Here is a 16,618-nt window from a genome sequence, read left to right on the forward strand (position 1 = left end):
ACCGCCACCGGTCAGGGGTAGGACACCACCACCGACGGCACGGTGTTCGTGCCCGAGGTCGGCGCTCCGGTGTCGTTGATGACGCACTCGTACTGCCCGTGCCCGCTCAGGGAAATGACCATCAGGTGGTGGAAGCGCACCCCGGGCCGCTCCGGGGCGGCGAAGCCGTGGTGCTGGACGATCGTCGGGTCGACGTTGTAGTAGCAGTAGCTGCCCATGCCCCAGCCCTCGTGGGTGGTGACGTGGTCGCCGACCTTGTAGGCGGCGTAGCCCTTGAGCGAGCCGTTCTGGATCGCGGCCTGGTTCGGGGCGTCGTAGGCCTTCTCGTTCTGGAAGAAGATCGTGCGGCCGCGTTCGCCGTTCCACTGCACGTCGTACTTGTTGAAGTGCTCGACGAACAGGCCGGTGGCGAGGACGTCGTGGCCGTTGACGACGACACCGAAGTCGCAGCGGTTGGTCTCCCAGCCCACACCCTCGCCGTGGTCGGCGCGCCAGACCCAGGTGTGGTCGATGATGGTGTGCCGGGCGTTGACCACCATGCTGGTGGTCGCCCTGCCGGGGCCCGCACCGCCGATCCGGATGAAGACGTCCTGGACGGTGATGGGGTTGGCGGCGTGGTTCTGGCAGGCGCCGCGCGGCCCGACCTCCAGCAGGACCGGGGAGTTGACCGTTCCGGCGTCGATCAGGAAGCCGGCCAGTCGTACGCCGTCGACGTCGGCGACCTTCAGTGCGGTGACGCCGTTGTCGGGGACGAGGGTGGCGTAGCCGAGGCCCAGGACGACCGTGTTCGGCCGGTTCACCCGGACCGGCTGGTCGACGTGGTAGATGCCGGGCGTGAGCAGCAGGTGCAGGCCCTGCTCGAGCGCCCGGTTGAGGGTGGCCGAAGAGTCGCCCGGCTGCGCGACGTAGAAGCGCTCCAGCGGCAGGGAGGTGCCGCGCGGGGTGCCGCTGCCCCAGGTGACGCCGCGCGCGTTCCTCCGCAGTGCCGGCAGGAAGACGCGGTACTTCTCGCCGTCGAGGTACAGGAAGGGCTTCTCGCGGGAGATCGGCGTCGTGTCGAGCGTGGTGTACGGCGGGTCCGGGAAGCTCTGCGCGGGGGCGCCCTCGACGCCGGAGAACACCATGTTCCACACGGCGTTGGTCCAGCCGCCGACCGAGCTTTCCCGGGTGTACCACTGCTGCTGCGAGTAGGGGCCGACCGTGCCGTCGATCCGGCTGTCGGCGATGTAACCGCCGCTGGCCCAACCGTAGGTGGAGGAGGCGAGGTTGAGGTCGCCGCGTACGTGCATCCGGCGGAACGGCGCGGCCTGGGCGACCGCCCAGCGGTTGGTGCCGTTGGCCGGGACGAGGGCCAGGTTCTCCGCCGAACGCCAGAAGTTCTGAGTGGCGTTGCCGTCGAACCAGCCGGCGTCGACCGTCAGGTCGCCGTGGATGGTGGTGTCGTCGGGGGACAGGCCGAGGCCGGAGACGGAGGTGTAGAAGCCGAGCTGGGCGTTGAGCCCGTGGTAGGCGCCGGGCTTGAAGAAGAACTGGTAGCGGCCGGGGCCGAACTGGTCCTCCTCCTGCCGGGCGAACACCTCGTCCAGCCTGGCCTGGATGCCCGGCGTGGACGGGTCGAAGACGATCACGTTGGGGCCGAGGTCGCCGCCGCCCTGCAGCCGGCGAGGTCCCCCGTGCCCGGCCGCGGGCGCGGCGGCGGCCGCCGAGGGCAGTGCGGCCAGCACGGGAGCGGCTGCCGCGGCGCCGAGAACGGTGCGGCGGCCGACGGCGGGCGGCCGGGGAGAAGAGGGGGAGTCGGACGTCATGGGGTGGCTCTCCTGGTTCGGGAAGTGAACGGCGTGGGGTGCTGAGAGCGCTCTCTCGCCGCTGAATGGTTCATCCGTGGAAGGCGCGCGTCAAGAGGGGCGGCGCGACTCGGGCGGGTCCGTCCAGGCCCTTGACGGACCGATACCGAACCGCTTAACTCACGTCTTGAATTAAGCCATGTGGCGCTGTCTGCGCCGGTGCCGCGCCACGGCATGCCCGCCGCCGCCGTGGCACCGTCCGCATCGCGGCGGCGGCGTCCGGGGCGGTGCATCCCCGGTGGACCCCGACGACGCCGTCCGTGCCGCCCACCGGTGAGCCTCCGCGGACACTCCCGGAGGAAGCGCCGCCCGCACTGCCCGACGACACTTCCGTCGGGCAGCACGGGCGGCCGGCCGTGCTGCCCGTGCTGCCACGGGCGGCCGGCCGGCTCGTCAGCGGTCAGTCACCGGTGAGCAACGACGCCAGCGCCCCGGCCGTCGCGGGATGACGGCTCGTCAGTACGGCGCCCGACGGGCCGGGACCGGCCGTCACCCACGCCTCGGCGCAGCCCAGCAGCCCCGCCACCGCGTCACAGGCCGCCGGATACGCGGCCAGCAGTCCCACGCCCCGCGCGGCCGGGGCCTCGGACGGCGCCCAGCCTCCCTCACAGCCGAGCACCCCCGCCACCGCGTCGCACGTCGCCGGGTGCGCCGTGAGCAGTGCCGCGCCACGGCGGACACCGGCCACGGGCTTGGCGGCGAACGGATCGGCCTCCGGCATCCGCCACGGCGGCGTCCACGCGTCCAGCGCCGCCAGCCGCCCCGGGAAGATCCGCCCCGCCTCCCGGATCAGCAGCGGGGCGAGATCCCCGGCGCCGGAGCGCAGGGTGGTGATCAGGAGCGGCAGCCACGGCAGCAGCACCGCGTCCGGCAGCCGTCCGAAGGCGTTCGACACCGCCTCCACGACCACGTCCGCCAGCCCCGGAACCGGCTCCAGGGCCTGCACGAAACCGCTGAGGTAGCGCGGGTAGGCGGGCACCACCAGCGGGTTGTCCAGCAGCGCCTCGCACCGCGTCCGCAGCTCCGCCCGGGACAGGGTGCCGAGCTGCACCTGCGCCGCCCACAGCAGGGCCGTCTTCGACGGGTCGTCGGGGTGCGACTGGGCGACCGCCAGCTCCAGCTGGGTCCGGTCGCAGCCCAGCGACAGCGCGAGGCTCTCCATGCTGAACAGGAAGCCGAGCATCGCCGCGACCTGACCCACCGTCGCGTCCTCGTCACGGAAGGCCGTCGGCAGCAGCGTGCAGTAGTGGGCGTAACCCGTCTTCACGAAGGACTCGATCCAGCCCGGCAGCACCGGCTCGCTGGTCCGGTAGTACGCCAGCAGCGCACGCGCCCGGCGCAGCACCTCCGGCGCCCCGTCGACACCGCGCTCCGCGGCGAGCACCTTCAGCGCGTGCGTGCCCAGCTCGTCGGCGAGACGGCGGCCGCGCAGGTACAGCAGCGTGTCCTCGACCGCCGCCAGCACGGTCGCCGTGGTCGCCTGCGGCCCGTACGCCTCGCGCCGCAGCCGCTGCTCCAGCACCTGTTCGAGGCTGACGCCCTCGTAGCCGAGTTCGATGAGGGCCCGCTGGTGGGTGCCGATGGCCAGGTCCCAGGACTCCTGGATCGACCGCTCACCGAGCCGCCGCTCGCCCATGATCGGCCGCGCGGCGCCGTGCGGCATGAGCCGCCGCAGCATCCACAGGATGTCGGAGCACGCCTGAAGTTCCGGCCGGGACGTCATGTCGAGGAGCGCCCGCTGCACGCCCCGCTGCTGCAGCTTCAGCCCCAGCGGTTCGAGCCGGTCGTACACGTCGCGGGCGAGCGGCGGCAGTGCCTCGTAGCCCACCTGGCCGATCCGGTCGCCGCCCATCATGATCTCGACGAGCCGCCGCACGTCCCGCCGCCCGGGGACGCTGTCCTTCTCTATGCAGGTGACCGCCGCGTCCTGGAAGTCGTACGGCGTCGGCTTGGCACGGTCCCGCATGCCGGCGAGCAGGATCGACGTCTCGAACACGGCGATGGCGTCGGCGGTGGAGGCGAGGTAGCCGTTGCGGCGGGCCGCCCGCACGATGTCCACCGACCAGCCGAGCAGTTCGGCCTCGTCCAGACCGTCCAGCACCGGCGGCCGGCGCAGGAACCCGGACAGCCTGTCCCCGGCGTCCGCGGACGGGGCAGCCGCGACGACCGGGGCGGCGGCCGCCTTCCTCCTCCCGGTCTTCTTCGTCCCCGCCTGGCCGTCCAGCCGGTACGGCGTCACCCGGGTCCGCTTCAGGCTCTTCGCCCACTCCGTCGCCGCGATCGACATCGAACCGGCCGCCAGGCCGAACTGCGCCTCGATCGCCGCGTGACTGGACGGGATCAGCCCGTACTGCCAGGTGGTGGCGGTACGCGGCGGGATCGTGAACGTGCCGGTGCCGCCGTGCACCCCGAACTCCTCGACACGGCTCGCGGCGTGGAACGCCCCGCACACGTACAGGCAGTCCTCCGGATCCGTGCCCGTCGCCGCCAGGTGCTCACGCATCCGTGTCCACATGTACCGCTCGCGGTCCTCGTCCACCCGCACCCGGGCACCGTCGCCCGGGGCGAGCCGCCGGAACAGACTGCCGATGAGGAACATCACCTGGCGGTAGGTGTCGTGGTCGGCGGCGCCGTCACCGAGCGGCACCTCGACGTACTGGTGCCACCACTCCGACCAGTGCCGCACCTTGCCGTGGCGCAGCAGATGCTCCTCCAGCTCGGCGAAGCGCGGCCGCAGGTCGCCGATCTCCACGCCGACGGCCTCACCGTGCAGCGCGGCCTCCTCCTCGGCCGGGGGCTCGCCGCCCTCCGGGGCCCGGTCGCCCCTGCCGTCCCACTGGAAGACGTGGTCCGAGGACCGGTCGACGAGGACCAGTTCCACCCCCGGGGTGTCCAGGGCGTAGGCGACGGCCTGGTACTCGGCGGACGCCTCGGTGATCGGCGCGACGACCGACAACGGCGCCCACTCCTGGGGGAAGCCGTCGACATCGCCGGCGAACGCCTGCACCGCCACCGGAAGCCGGCAGTTGCGCAGCTCCGTCAGCAGCGGCGCCAGGTCCTCGCACAGCTCCAGGTACACCACCTTCGGCTGCTTCTCCCGGAGCCGCCGGGCCATGGCGAGCGCCGAGGCGGGGGAGTGGTGACAGACCGGGAAGATCTCCAGCGGCTCGCGCGCCGCGCGGTCCACGTCGTCGACCATGCCGAGGAGGATGCCCTCCAGGGCGTCCGGCCCGCCCGCGAACGCGGCCGCCGCCTCCTGCAGTTGACCGCGCAGCGCCGCGAACGACGTGCTCTCCCGGGGCCCGCTCATGACAGGGTGGCGATCGCGTCGCGGCCGCCCTCCAGGAACTCGGGCCAGGAGCCGCCCTCGTCCTTGCTGCGCGGCTCGACGACCCCGTGCAGGTACTTGTTGAGGATGGCCAGGTCCTCCGGCTCGCGCCGGGTGAGCGAACCGACCAGCGAGGAGGCCAGGGTGCGCGCGGTGAGGGCGCGCTCGCCGAAGAAGTTGCTGTGCAGGACCGCGTCCTCCAGCACACCGATCTGCTCGGCCGTCGACAGGGCCGACTCCAGCTTCTCGTCGTCGCTGCCGGCCGCCGCGGCGGAGGCGCGCAGGTCGGCGAAGCTCTGCAGCAGCACGTCGAGCAGGGTCGGCGGCACGTCCAGCTCGATCGAGTGCCGGCGCAGCAGCTCCTCGGTGCGGAAGCGGACGATCTCCGCCTCGCTCCTCCTGTTCGTCACGACCGGGATGCGGACGAAGTTGAAGCGCCGCTTCAGCGCGGAGGAGAGGTCGTTGACGCCCCGGTCGCGGCTGTTGGCCGTGGCGATGATCGAGAAGCCCGGCTTGGCGAACACGATGTTGTCGTCGCCGCCCCCGCTCTCCAGCTCGGGCACGGAGATGTACTTCTCGGAGAGGATCGAGATCAGCGCGTCCTGGACGTCACTCGTGGACCGGGTCAGTTCCTCGAAGCGGCCGATGGCGCCCGCCTCCATCGCGGTCATGATCGGCGAGGGGATCATCGACTCCCGCGACTGCCCCTTGGCGATGACCATCGACACGTTCCACGAGTACTTGATGTGGTCCTCGGTGGTGCCGGCCGTGCCCTGCACCACCAGCGTGGAGTTGCGGCAGATCGCGGCGGACAGCAGCTCGGCCAGCCAGCTCTTGCCCGTGCCCGGGTCGCCGATGAGCAGCAGACCGCGGTCGGAGGCGAGGGTGACGATGGACCGCTCGACGAAGCTCCGGTCACCGAACCACTTCTGCGACACCTCCCGGTCCAGCCCGTCGGCCCGCTCCGAGCCGAGGATGAACAGGCGGACCATCTTCGGCGACAGGCGCCACGAGAACGGCTTGGGGTTGTCGTCGATCGACTCCAGCCAGTCGAGCTCCTCGGCGTACTTGATCTCGGCGGGCGCGCGCAGCAGGTCGGACATGAGGGGAAAGCCTTTCGTACGGGGATGATCAGAGGGAGACGTGGGGCGCTTCGCCGGTCACGTGAGGAACGTCTTGAGCTCGTGCACGAGCTTCTTGATGTGGCCGGAGATCACCGGCGTACCGAGGTCCTTGAACTTCTCCCGGAACCACGGGTTGACGCTGCCGCGCCCGGAGCTGGTCACCGAACCCACCGGGATGAACTTCGCCCCCGAGCGGTGGATGGCGGCCATGCTCTCGAACAGCTCGTCCGTGCGCCACTCGTAGAAGTCGGAGATCCACACCACGACCGTGTTGCGCGGCTCGGCGATCTTCGGCTGGGCGAGCGCCATCGCGACCGTGCCGTCGGTGCCGCCGCCGAGCTTGGTGCGCAGCAGCGTCTCGAACGGGTCGTGCGACCAGGGCGTGAGGTCCAGCGCCTGCGTGTCGTACGCGATGAGGTGCACGTCGACCTTCGGCAGCCCGGCGAAGATGGACGCCAGGATGGTGCAGTTGACCATCGAGTCGACCATGGAACCCGACTGGTCCACGACCACGATCAGCCGCTGCGGTGTCGTCCTGCGGCTGGTGTGCCGGTAGTAGAGCCGGTCGACGTAGAGCCGCTCCTCCTCCGGGCTCCAGTTGGTGAGGTTCTTCCAGATGGTGCGGTCGAGATCGAGATTGCGGAACACCCGCTTGGGCGGGACCGACCGGTCGATGTCGCCGACCGTGGCCTTCTCCACCTGGCTGCGCAGGACCTGGGCCACCTCGTCGACGTAACGCCGGATCAGCGCCTTGGCGTTGGCCAGGGCCACCCCGGAGAGGTTGTCCTTGTCCCGCAGCAACTGCTCGATCAGCGACATGCTCGGCGTCAGCCGGGACGCCAGGGCGGGATCGGCCAGCACCTCGCGCAGATGCATCCGCTTGACGAGACCGGCCTCGATCGAGCCCAGCTCGGGCCCGATCTCGGGAATCAGCCGGCTGAGGTCGGGCGCGGGCCCGCCGACACCCGTACCGGTGGGGCTGACACCCCCTCCGGCCCCGGCCCGCCGGCCCCCACCGCCGCGCAGGTCACCGGGCCGGCAGCCCAGCGCCCGCTCCAGCCAGCCCGCGTCGGACTGCCAGCGGGCCAGTTGCTCGGCGGTGACGGTGCCGGAGCCGGTGGCGAAGACGTTCAGCAGCACCTTCGACACGAGCGCGGCGCGTCGCACCTCCGCCGCCCGGTCACGCGTGCCCTCCTCGTCCGGCCCGGGCGTCATCAGCCCGTCGAACTCGGCCGCCAGCTCCGGGTGCCGCTGCATCACGGAGTCGACCGACGCCCCCGGATCGAGCAGCGCGGACGGCAGACCGATGTCCTCGACCACGGCGACACTCGCCGCCTCAAGCGACGCCTGCTCCTCCGGATCGAAGAGCCGGGCCAGCAGACGCCAGTAGAGCACCTGCCGCCGGTTCTCGTCGGGATCGGGCGCCGGGATCCCCCCGCTCCTGTCCTCGCTCATTTCCGCAGCAGCCTTCCCGCCCGCTCACGCAGCACCGTGACGGTGTCGGTCGCCGCCTTCTCGGCCCGCACACCGGCCTTGTCGGACGTCCCCCCGGCCCAGGCCCCCGCGTGCACGGCGACGGCCTTCTTGCGCACCGTCCGCTCGACGGCGAGCGGCTGCAGCACGAACGCCCCGGCGTCCCAGCGCAGCAGCCCGACACACGCACCGGATCCGGCGACGGCCTCCGGGGTCAGCGGACCGGCGGCCGGAACCCGGTCCACGTCGACGGCGAGACGCACCCCGGCCACCAGGAAGACCGGCCCGTCCTCGCCCTCCTCCACCCCGTACCCCTCCAGCAGCACGGGCACGGCGATCCGCGCCGGATGCCGGTCCAGCGGGGCGGTCGGGGAGGCGACCGCGGTGGGCAGCGCCACCCGCGCGGTGGCGAAGACCTCGGCGGGCTCACCCGTCCTGGCACGGGCGTCGTCCCAGAGGAGATCGCCCTCCGCCGTCACCGGCATGGCGTCCAGCTCCATGGCACGCCCCTCACTCACGGCGGCCAGCAGGGACAGGCGCGGCCGGAGCAACTGCCACAGCCCCGCCCCGACGACGCTGTCGGGCTTCGGCGCGGACACACTGGCCCGCACCAGACGCGACGCGCCACCGTCGGCCGGCTCGAACACCGCGTGCACCTGCGCCTGCACGGCGGTGGCGTGCTCCTGGAGATCCATCCCCAGCGGCAGCAGACGGCCGGTGACGCCGGCGACGGCGGGCGCGGAGACGGCGCCCGGCAGCGTCAGCAGCATCGCCCGCGACCACAGGTCGGCCCACCGGCGTACGGGAACCTGCTCCAGGGTCGCTCCGGGACAGGACGCGGCGAGTTCGGCGGCGAACCCGTCGAGCAGCGCCGCCAGGCGGCGCAGCCCCGGCTCGGGCAGCATCGCGGACACGACGGCCGAGGCTCCCGCGACCAGCTCGTGGTCGATACCGCGCCATCCCGCACGCGCGAGGTCGCACAGCCAACTGCGGGCGGCCACCAGCAGGTTGACCGCATGCTCCGCACCGCCGGGCGGGGCGGTGCCGATCTCCTCCGGACGAGGCCGCCCGACGGCCTCCTCGGCCCGCACGACGAGCGCGTCGTGCACGGAACCGAGCAGCGCGGTGCGCGCGGCGGCGAGTGCCACGAAGTGGTCCTCGCCGGCGGCCCCGGCAGCCGTCTTCTCGGCCGCCTCGGCGACCCGCCCGGCCAGCGGGGACCCGGCGACGGCATCGGCCAGCCCGGCCGGCCCCACGGCCTGGGCGGGCTGCGGACGGAGCAGCCCGTCCACCAGAACCTCGTCGAAACCGTCCACGGCGGCCAGGGCCTCGTCGAGCCCGTCGACGGCATCGGTCAGCAGATCGGCACGCATCAGGCCACCGCCCTCGTGCTGGGGAACCACTGCATTTCCGGCAACGGGGCGGTCGTCGGCTCGAATTCGAGATAGGCCAGGTGCCGCAGGAACCGGCTGAACACCTGGGCCGCGGCCGAACCGTCCCCCTGCGCGGGCCGCGTCGAGACCATGGCACCGGTCACGGTGTTCGCGTCCGCCGCCTCACCGGAGACCTCCACCTTCAGGTACCGGGCCACGCGCTCGACGCCGTACTGGAGCAGGGCCTCACCGACGAGCGCCCGTATGTGGTTGCAGAACGACCCGCGTGCCCCGCCGCACGGGCGGTTGTTGTTGGTGCTGCACGCGAACGCGTACGTCCCCGCCTCGACCGACGACACGTACACCCGCCCGATGTCCGAGCCACTGGACACCACCCCCTGCAACCGCCCGTCGGCCAACTCGACGAACGGCACCTTGGCGAGCTTCCGGGGCCGCGCGGACGGCACCACCCGCGCCGTACTCGACCTCTCCCAGACGGACAACGCACCATCTCCCATGCATGCGAAAGGGGACGCCCTCGCCGGACCGGCGGGACGGGAAGAAATCTATCGACGCCCACTGACAACGCCGTCCGGACGCGGACCCGGCCCTCGGGGCGCTCTCGACGCGCGTCGGGACCGGCGCGGGGTGTCCCGCGCCCAGGGGGCCTTGCTCAGCCGAAGGTCCGGCGGACGTTCTTGTACCGCAGGCGGCAGGCGTGACCCCAGGCCTCGCAAGAGCCGGAGGCGGGGTGGCGAGCTGACCGCCGCTGCTGTGGTGTCCCGTGCGGCGGGGTGCGGTCCGGTGGCGGCGTCTCAGAAGACGCTGCCGCACAGAGGGTGTCCCGTGCCGGCCTCAGCGGGGGCGGGCCGCCGGCAGGGTGGTGGCGGCTCCCGACGGGACCGCGGCGGCCGCTCTGACGACGGCCACGGGGCAGTGGGCCTGGTGGAGCATGGCTTGGCTCACCGACCCGAGGAGGAGGCCGGCGAACCCGCCGCGGCCTCTGGCACCCACGACGAGCAGCTGTGCGGTGCGGCTGGCGTCGAGGAGTGCTTCACGGGTCCCCCGTCGCACGGTCCGGCGCACGACGTTCACGTCCGGATGGACGGCCCGCTGGTCGGCGATCGCCTCGGACAGCAGGCACGCCTCACGCTCGGCCAGCGTGCCCGGGGCACCGGCGTACGGCATGGCCGCATCGGGCGGTGGGGGCATCGGCGCGTTCCAGGGGGTCCAGGCGTGCAGGGCGAGCAGGTCCGCCCCGCGCAGCGCCGCTTCGGCGAACGCGAACCGGACTGCTCCGATCCCGGCCGGGGATCCGTCGACGGCCAGCAGGACCGGTCCGGTGGGATCGCCCGGTGCCCGGACCACCAGGACGGGGGAGGCGCCGTGGGCGGCCAGATGGACCGCGTTCGAGCCCGCCACCAGCCCGGCGAAACCACCGAGACCCCGGGAGCCGACCACCATGAGCTGCGCGGCGAACGACTGGGCGGTGAGCACGGTCGGTGTGTGCCCGCCGACCACGGCGGTGGTCACGTTCACCTCCGGTGCCGCTGCTCTCGCGCGGTCCTCGGCCTCGGCCGTCAGACGTTCGACCGTCATGTGCGGGGTACCGTCGGGCGGGATCTGCACGGATGCGCCCCTCGGCGCGCGCGTCGCGGTCCGGACGCACGCGTGCACCAGATGAAGGTCGACCTCGCGCAAGCGCGCTTCCTGCGCGGCTGCTTCGACAGCGGCCAGGCTCGAGGCCGAACCGTCGATGCCGGCGATGACCAGGTCACTCATCACGACTGCCCTTCTCGTGGACCGTCACCGAGGTGTCCCGGGAGCGGCCGCGGGCCCAGGGCGGCCGCTCCGGGATCGGTGGCCGGCGGTTCGGCCTGCGGTTCGGCCTGCGGGCTCGTGACGCCCGGGTGCCACCCGCCGGCCGGGGACGGGGGTGTCCTGCGGGGCCTGCACGTCCCGCAGACGCCGTGCGCCGGGCGGCGTCCGCCCCGTCAGGGGGACCGGGCTGAGGACGACGTCGGCGCCGGCGCGTACAGCGGCCCGTTCGGCCCGGCCGACGGGCAGGGCCCGGTAGGGGTTGACCCGGGCGGGCACGACCAGGGAACCGGTCCGGGTGGGCCCGGCACGGGCGACGACGGGCAGTACGGCGGCGAGGATGGCGTCGGCCTCGGCCTGGACCCGGCGGGCGCGGGCGTGGTGCAGCACGGCGTTGATGCTGAAGCCGGTGGAGCGGACGACGGCTGCGGCGACGACGGGGCGTCCGGCCCGGGCCAGGTCGGCGGCGCGGGCGGCCACCTCCTGATCGGCACGGGAGCCGGTGAACAGCGCCAGGACGCTGCCGTCGGCCCGCGAGGAGAAGCGGTGGAGGTGCACTCGGGCCGGGGCGGGGGCCTGGGAGGCGGAGGCCGGCGGGGAGGACAGGGGGGTGGTCATGGCGATTCCTTGCCGTGTGTGCCGTGCGGTGCTGTGCGCTGGGGTGAGGAGGGACGGGTGGAAGAGGGCGCGGTGGCCGGGCCGCGGCGGATTACGGAGGGAGCCGGGCCCGGCCGCCGGTCCGGGGTTCACATAGGCGCTCACCTCCCTGGGCGGGCGGGATCCAGTGCGGTGTGACCGGGCTGTGCCGCCGCCCCGGCTGTCATGGGGGGATGTCTTCAGAGTCCCCGGGCCGACTGACGCCCGTCAAGAGTTACGCGAATTATTTTTCGTAAAATAACTTTCGCGAAAAAATATTAGCCACACTCTCTCTTCCCCGCCGCGGGGTGCTGCGGCCGGGTGCCGGTTACGGAAGCACTCGTCCGCGGGCGCGGAGGTACGCCTCCAACTCAGCGGCCCCGGCCAGCATCGCCCGCCCACGGGCGGACAGCCGGCCGTGCCAGTCGCGCAGCGCCCTCTCCAGGGGCTCCAGCCCGCCGGCCGTCCGCACCTGCGTGATCAACGGGGCGATCTGCTCCAGCGGATACCCCCCGCGCCTGAGCTGCTGGACCAGCCGCGCGTCGCGCACGTCGGCCTCGTCGTAGACCCGGTACCCGGTCACCGGGTCACGGCGCGGCCGCACGAGCCCGGCCTGCTCCCACTTGCGCAGCGTCGCCGCCCGGACACCGAGCTCCGCGGCCAGCGGGCCGATGAACGTACGGCCCGACCGGGGCGGGCCGAGCGCAGGGCCCGTCCGGGGCGAGAGGCCGCGGAGGGCCCTCTCCACGGCCTGAAGGGTGCGCCGGTCGTCCAGCAGTTGGGCGTGACTCCCGTCGATGAGGCGGAACGCTTCGTCGAGATCGCATCGGTTCACGGCCTGCATGACCGCCGTCGCCGTCCGATGGCTGTGGCCGGGCACCAGGGCGAGGAAGGCGCCCAGGGCCCGTTCGTGCAGTGGTGTGTAGACCCGGTAGCCCGTCGCCGAGCGGTCGGCGGCAGGAAGGATGCCGGCGTCCTCGTAGTTCCTGACCGCCTGCGTGGACAGACCGTGCCGTCGCGCCAGGTCGACCGGCCTGAGCTTCTCACCGCTTTGAAGGTTGCGCCCCACGGGGCCGACGATATCGCGCCCAAGTTTCCACCGGAAGTTCAACGATACCGTTGAATGCATGGCAACCGACCTCAAAGGCATCGCCCGTTCCGTCGACGCGGCAGCCGTGATGAAGCTGCTTCCGGCCCGCCCACGCGTACTGGCCCTGGGGGAGCCCACCCACGGCGAGGAGACGCTGCTCGACCTCCGCAACGCACTCTTCCGGCAGCTCGTCGAGCGGGAGGGGTACCGGACGATCGCACTCGAGACCGACTGCATGGCCGGCCTGATCGTGGACGCGTACGTCACCTCCGGCACCGGCACCCTGGACGAGGTCATGGAGCACGGCTTCAGCCACGGATGGGGCGCCTCGGCGGCCAACCGCGAACTGGTCCGCTGGATGCGGGCGTTCAACGGCGACCGCCCGGGACCCGAGCAGGTCCGCTTCTCAGGCATCGACGGCCCCCTGGAGATCACCGGCGCCGCGAGCCCGCGCCAGTCCCTCACCGCACTCCACGCCTACCTCGCGGCCCACGTCGACACGACGCTGCTCCCCTGCACCGCGGACACCCTCGACCGCCTGTTCGACGCCGACGAGCCGTGGACCGACGCGGCCGTGATGACGGACCCGTCCCGGTCCGTGGGCCGGTCGGACGAGGCGCGGCGGCTGCGGCTGCTCGCCGACGACCTGGTGGCGCTGCTCGACGCGCAGACGCCCCACCTGATCACGGCGACCTCACGGGACGACCGGGACCGGGCGCGCCTGTACGGGCGTACCGCCACCGGCCTGCTGCGCTACCACTCCTGGATGGCCGACACCTCACCGGCTCGCATGACCCACCTGCTGGCCACGCGGGACGGCATGATGGCCGGCAACCTCCTCGCGCTCGCCGCGCGGGGCCCCGTACTCGTCCACGCCCACAACAGCCATCTGCAGCGGGACAAGAGCTCGATGCGCATGGGGGACCACCCGCTGCTGGAGTGGTGGAGCGCCGGCGCACTCGTGAGCGCCCACCTCGGCGAGGAGTACGCCTTCCTCGCCACCGCCCTCGGCACGATCCGGCACCACGGAGTGGACACCCCACCCCCGGACACCCTCGAAGGCCTCCTGTTCACCCTCCCGGACGCCGCCTGCCTCATCGCCTCCTCCCGGCTGACCGACACCCTCGGCGACCCGCCTCCCGCCCCCCGGGTGTCCCCCTACTACGGCTACGCCCCACTCGACCCGGCCCAACTGCCGCGCACGGAAGGGGTGGTGTACGTCAGGGACGTCGCGCGCGGCTAGGGTCTGTCCCCGTGACGTCGTGACCGGTTACCGGTAACCCACCTCCCCTCGGAAGGACGTGACGGCGCTGCTGACGCTGCCGACGGGCCCGGGTCCCGTCGTGGTCTGCGCCGCCGGCGCGCTCGTCACCACGGCGGGCGTCGTCTCGGAGGCGTCATGACCCTGCTCACGGTCTTCGTCGTGCTCGTGGTCGCCCGGGTCGCACTGCGCGGCCTGCTGGTGCATCCGCTCCTGCCGTGGTGGGTGCGGACAGCGGTGTTCTGGGCGCTGCCGCTCTGCGCCCTCACCTGGGCCGTGATCATGGTGGCGGACGACCCCGTCCTCTTCCCGGACACGGCCCCCTGCCCCAAGGAGCCGATGCGCGAGGGCATCCTGGGGGACGGGGAGGTCTCGGGCATCTCCACCCCGTTCCCGCCGCGCGCCTACTGCCAGTGGGAGGACGGCACCGTCTACGACCTCGCGCCCGGGACCACGTTCCTCTTCTGGATCTTCTTCGCCCTGACGGTCGTACTGCTCGGGGCGGGACTGTGGCACGCCTTGCGGGACCCGCGGTCGCTCCTGCGCTGAGGCTGGCTTCCGCTCCAGGTCAACTGCACGGTTCCCGGCGATGCCAGGTAACCTCGACAACGTCGTCAACGCGGCCCGACGGGCTTCCGCTCCACCCCGGTGGAGCCTCGAAGGACATGCCCCCACCCGCACGAGTCACTTCGTGCTGCCTGGGGGAAGTCCTTGCTGTTCCGCGCGTCCGCGAAAACGGTCGCCGTCATGGCGCTCGACGGTTCGCTGTTCCTGCACCTCACCGACCAGTTCGTCCACATGCACGGCTACCGGCCCGGCTCCTCAGAGGTGCGCTCCTGGGAGCGCAGTATTCCCGTCCTGGCGGCCGCGCTCAACGACGCGGGGCTCGGCGACGTGGAGGTCATGCTGGAGTACGCGCTCCCGCTGAACAGCAAGCGCGCCGACGTCGTACTCGCCGGCGTGCACCCCTCTACCGGGGAGCCGTCGTACGTCGTGGTGGAACTGAAACAGTGGAGCGATGTCCTGCCCCACGAGGACGACTACACGCTGTGCCACGTCGAGCGCTACACTCACCCGGTTCTCAACCCGATCGAGCAGGTCCGCCGCTACTGTGACTACCTGGTCAACTTCAACGGAGCGGTCGCCGAACACGGGCACAGGGTCAGCGGAGTGGCGTTCCTGCACAATGCCACCGAGTTCGGTGTCGCCGGCCTGCGGGAGATCGAGCGCGACGGCCGCGGACTGTTGTTCACGGGGCAACGGCGCGGCGAATTCCTCGACCACCTCCGTTCGAGGCTGAGCGACCGGTATCCCGGTGCCCGGGCGGCGGACGAACTGCTCTCGGGCGCCACGGTGCCGTCGAAGCAGCTCATGTCCGTGGCCGCCGAGGAGGTGCGCGAACGGCAGCAGTTCGTGCTCCTCGACGAGCAGCAGGTCGCCTACCGGATGGTGCTCAATGCGGTGGAGAAGGCCAAGCGCGCCGACCGCAAGGAGATCGTCGTCGTCACCGGCGGCCCCGGCACCGGCAAGAGCGTGATCGCTCTCCAACTGCTCGGCGAGCTGTACCGCCGGGGGATGCCGGCCCTGCACGCCACCGGCTCCCAGTCGTTCACCAAGACGATGAGGAAGGTCGCGGGCTCCCGCAAGCGGGAGGTGCAGGACCTCTTCAAGTACTTCAACAGCTTCATGACCGCCGAGAAGAACAGCCTGGACGTCCTGATCTGCGACGAGGCCCACCGCATCCGGGAGACGTCGGCGAACCGCTACACGCGTGCCGAGCACCGGACCGGTAAGGCCCAGATCGACGAACTCATCGACGTCGCCCACGTGCCCGTCTTCCTCCTCGACGAGCACCAGGTGGTGCGGCCGGGCGAGATGGGCACCGTGGCCGACATCAAGGCGGCGGCGGCCAAGCGGGACATCCCCTGTCACGTCGTCCCGCTGGAAAACCAGTTCCGCTGCGGCGGCAGCGACGCCTACCTGCGCTGGGTCGTCCGGCTCCTCGGCCTCGATCCCGGCGGCCCAGTCGTCTGGGAACCCGACGACCGCATGCAACTGCTGGTCGCCGACAGCCCGCAGGAGATGGAAGCGTTCCTCGAGTCCCGCCGGGCACAAGGCTACGGAGCCCGTATGTCCGCCGGCTACTGCTGGCGCTGGTCCCCGGAGCCCAAGCCCGGCCACCCGCTCCCGCTGGACGTCGTCATCGGGGACTGGGCCCGCCCCTGGAACCTGCGCGGCGAACGCTCCGTCTCGGGCGCGCCTCCGGCCGCCCTGTGGGCCACCGACCCGGCCGGTTTCGGCCAGATCGGCTGCGTCTACACCGCCCAAGGCTTCGAGTACGACTGGTCCGGCGTCATCATCGGCCCCGACCTGCTGTGGCGCGGCGACCGCTGGATCACCGACCGAACGGCCTCCAAGGACCCGGTGTTCAAGAAGTCCACCCCGGACGCCGACGTGGACCGACTGATCCGCAACACCTACAAGGTGCTGCTGACCCGGGGAATGGTCGGCACGGTCGTCTGGTCGACGGACCCCGAGACACGGGCGAAGCTGCGCCAACTCGCGGGAGGTGCGACGAGGCAGCTGGCGCCGGCCTGACTGCTGCCCCGCCCCGCCCTCCCGGCGAGGCGTCATCAAGCCATCCGGTTCGCCCGAACGGACCGGTTCCCGC

12 protein-coding genes are annotated in these 16,618 nt (G+C 72.2%); 3 read left to right on the forward strand and 9 right to left on the reverse strand.

Annotation, left to right across the window (positions count from 1 at the left end; translation table 11 throughout):
• Positions 1 to 11: 11 nt before the first annotated feature.
• From BU52_RS02075 to BU52_RS02115, 9 genes are all read right to left on the reverse strand, one after another.
• Positions 12 to 1,805: a hypothetical protein gene (locus BU52_RS02075; protein WP_037926808.1), complete on the reverse strand. Its 1,794-nt coding sequence runs from the start codon at positions 1,803 to 1,805 to the stop codon at positions 12 to 14.
• Positions 1,806 to 2,244: 439 nt separating this feature from the next.
• Positions 2,245 to 5,154: a DUF5682 family protein gene (locus BU52_RS02080; protein ID WP_037926811.1), complete on the reverse strand. Its 2,910-nt coding sequence runs from the start codon at positions 5,152 to 5,154 to the stop codon at positions 2,245 to 2,247.
• On the reverse strand, positions 5,151 to 6,275 hold the full coding sequence (locus tag BU52_RS02085; RefSeq protein WP_037926816.1) for an ATP-binding protein: 1,125 nt from the start codon (positions 6,273 to 6,275) through the stop codon (positions 5,151 to 5,153). The genes BU52_RS02080 and BU52_RS02085 overlap by 4 nt, the downstream gene beginning before the upstream one ends.
• Positions 6,276 to 6,332: 57 nt before the next feature.
• On the reverse strand, positions 6,333 to 7,751 hold the full coding sequence (locus BU52_RS02090) for a vWA domain-containing protein (RefSeq protein ID WP_037926819.1): 1,419 nt from the start codon (positions 7,749 to 7,751) through the stop codon (positions 6,333 to 6,335).
• Positions 7,748 to 9,142, reverse strand: a complete 1,395-nt coding sequence (locus BU52_RS02095; RefSeq protein ID WP_037927839.1) for a hypothetical protein — start codon at positions 9,140 to 9,142, stop codon at positions 7,748 to 7,750. The genes BU52_RS02090 and BU52_RS02095 overlap by 4 nt, the downstream gene beginning before the upstream one ends.
• Positions 9,142 to 9,660, reverse strand: coding sequence for a hypothetical protein (locus tag BU52_RS02100; protein WP_051857815.1), 519 nt, complete (start codon positions 9,658 to 9,660; stop codon positions 9,142 to 9,144). Before BU52_RS02100 ends, BU52_RS02095 begins: the two co-directional genes overlap by 1 nt.
• 337 nt (positions 9,661 to 9,997) lie before the next feature.
• Positions 9,998 to 10,924 (reverse strand): universal stress protein, encoded by a 927-nt coding sequence (locus BU52_RS02105; protein WP_051857817.1) that lies wholly within the window; start codon positions 10,922 to 10,924, stop codon positions 9,998 to 10,000.
• A gap of 24 nt (positions 10,925 to 10,948) precedes the next feature.
• Positions 10,949 to 11,578, reverse strand: a complete 630-nt coding sequence (locus BU52_RS35875) for a hypothetical protein (RefSeq protein ID WP_037926824.1) — start codon at positions 11,576 to 11,578, stop codon at positions 10,949 to 10,951.
• A gap of 346 nt (positions 11,579 to 11,924) precedes the next feature.
• Positions 11,925 to 12,665 carry a TioE family transcriptional regulator gene (locus tag BU52_RS02115; protein WP_037926827.1) on the reverse strand — a complete coding sequence of 247 codons (741 nt, stop codon included), beginning with the start codon at positions 12,663 to 12,665 and terminating at the stop codon, positions 11,925 to 11,927.
• Positions 12,666 to 12,723: 58 nt separating this feature from the next.
• Between BU52_RS02115 and BU52_RS02120 the strand changes: the two genes are divergently transcribed.
• The 3 genes from BU52_RS02120 (at position 12,724) to BU52_RS02130 (ending at position 16,545) form a co-directional block, all read left to right on the forward strand.
• A complete protein-coding gene (locus BU52_RS02120; protein WP_037926830.1) occupies positions 12,724 to 13,929 on the forward strand; it encodes an erythromycin esterase family protein in 1,206 nt (401 codons plus the stop codon).
• A gap of 156 nt (positions 13,930 to 14,085) precedes the next feature.
• Positions 14,086 to 14,496, forward strand: a complete 411-nt coding sequence (locus BU52_RS02125; RefSeq protein WP_037926833.1) for a hypothetical protein — start codon at positions 14,086 to 14,088, stop codon at positions 14,494 to 14,496.
• 162 nt (positions 14,497 to 14,658) lie between these two features.
• Positions 14,659 to 16,545, forward strand: coding sequence for a DUF2075 domain-containing protein (locus BU52_RS02130; protein WP_037926836.1), 1,887 nt, complete (start codon positions 14,659 to 14,661; stop codon positions 16,543 to 16,545).
• Positions 16,546 to 16,618: the final 73 nt, after the last annotated feature.

This window comes from Streptomyces toyocaensis (genome assembly GCF_000725125.1).
GTDB lineage: Bacteria > Actinomycetota > Actinomycetes > Streptomycetales > Streptomycetaceae > Streptomyces > Streptomyces toyocaensis.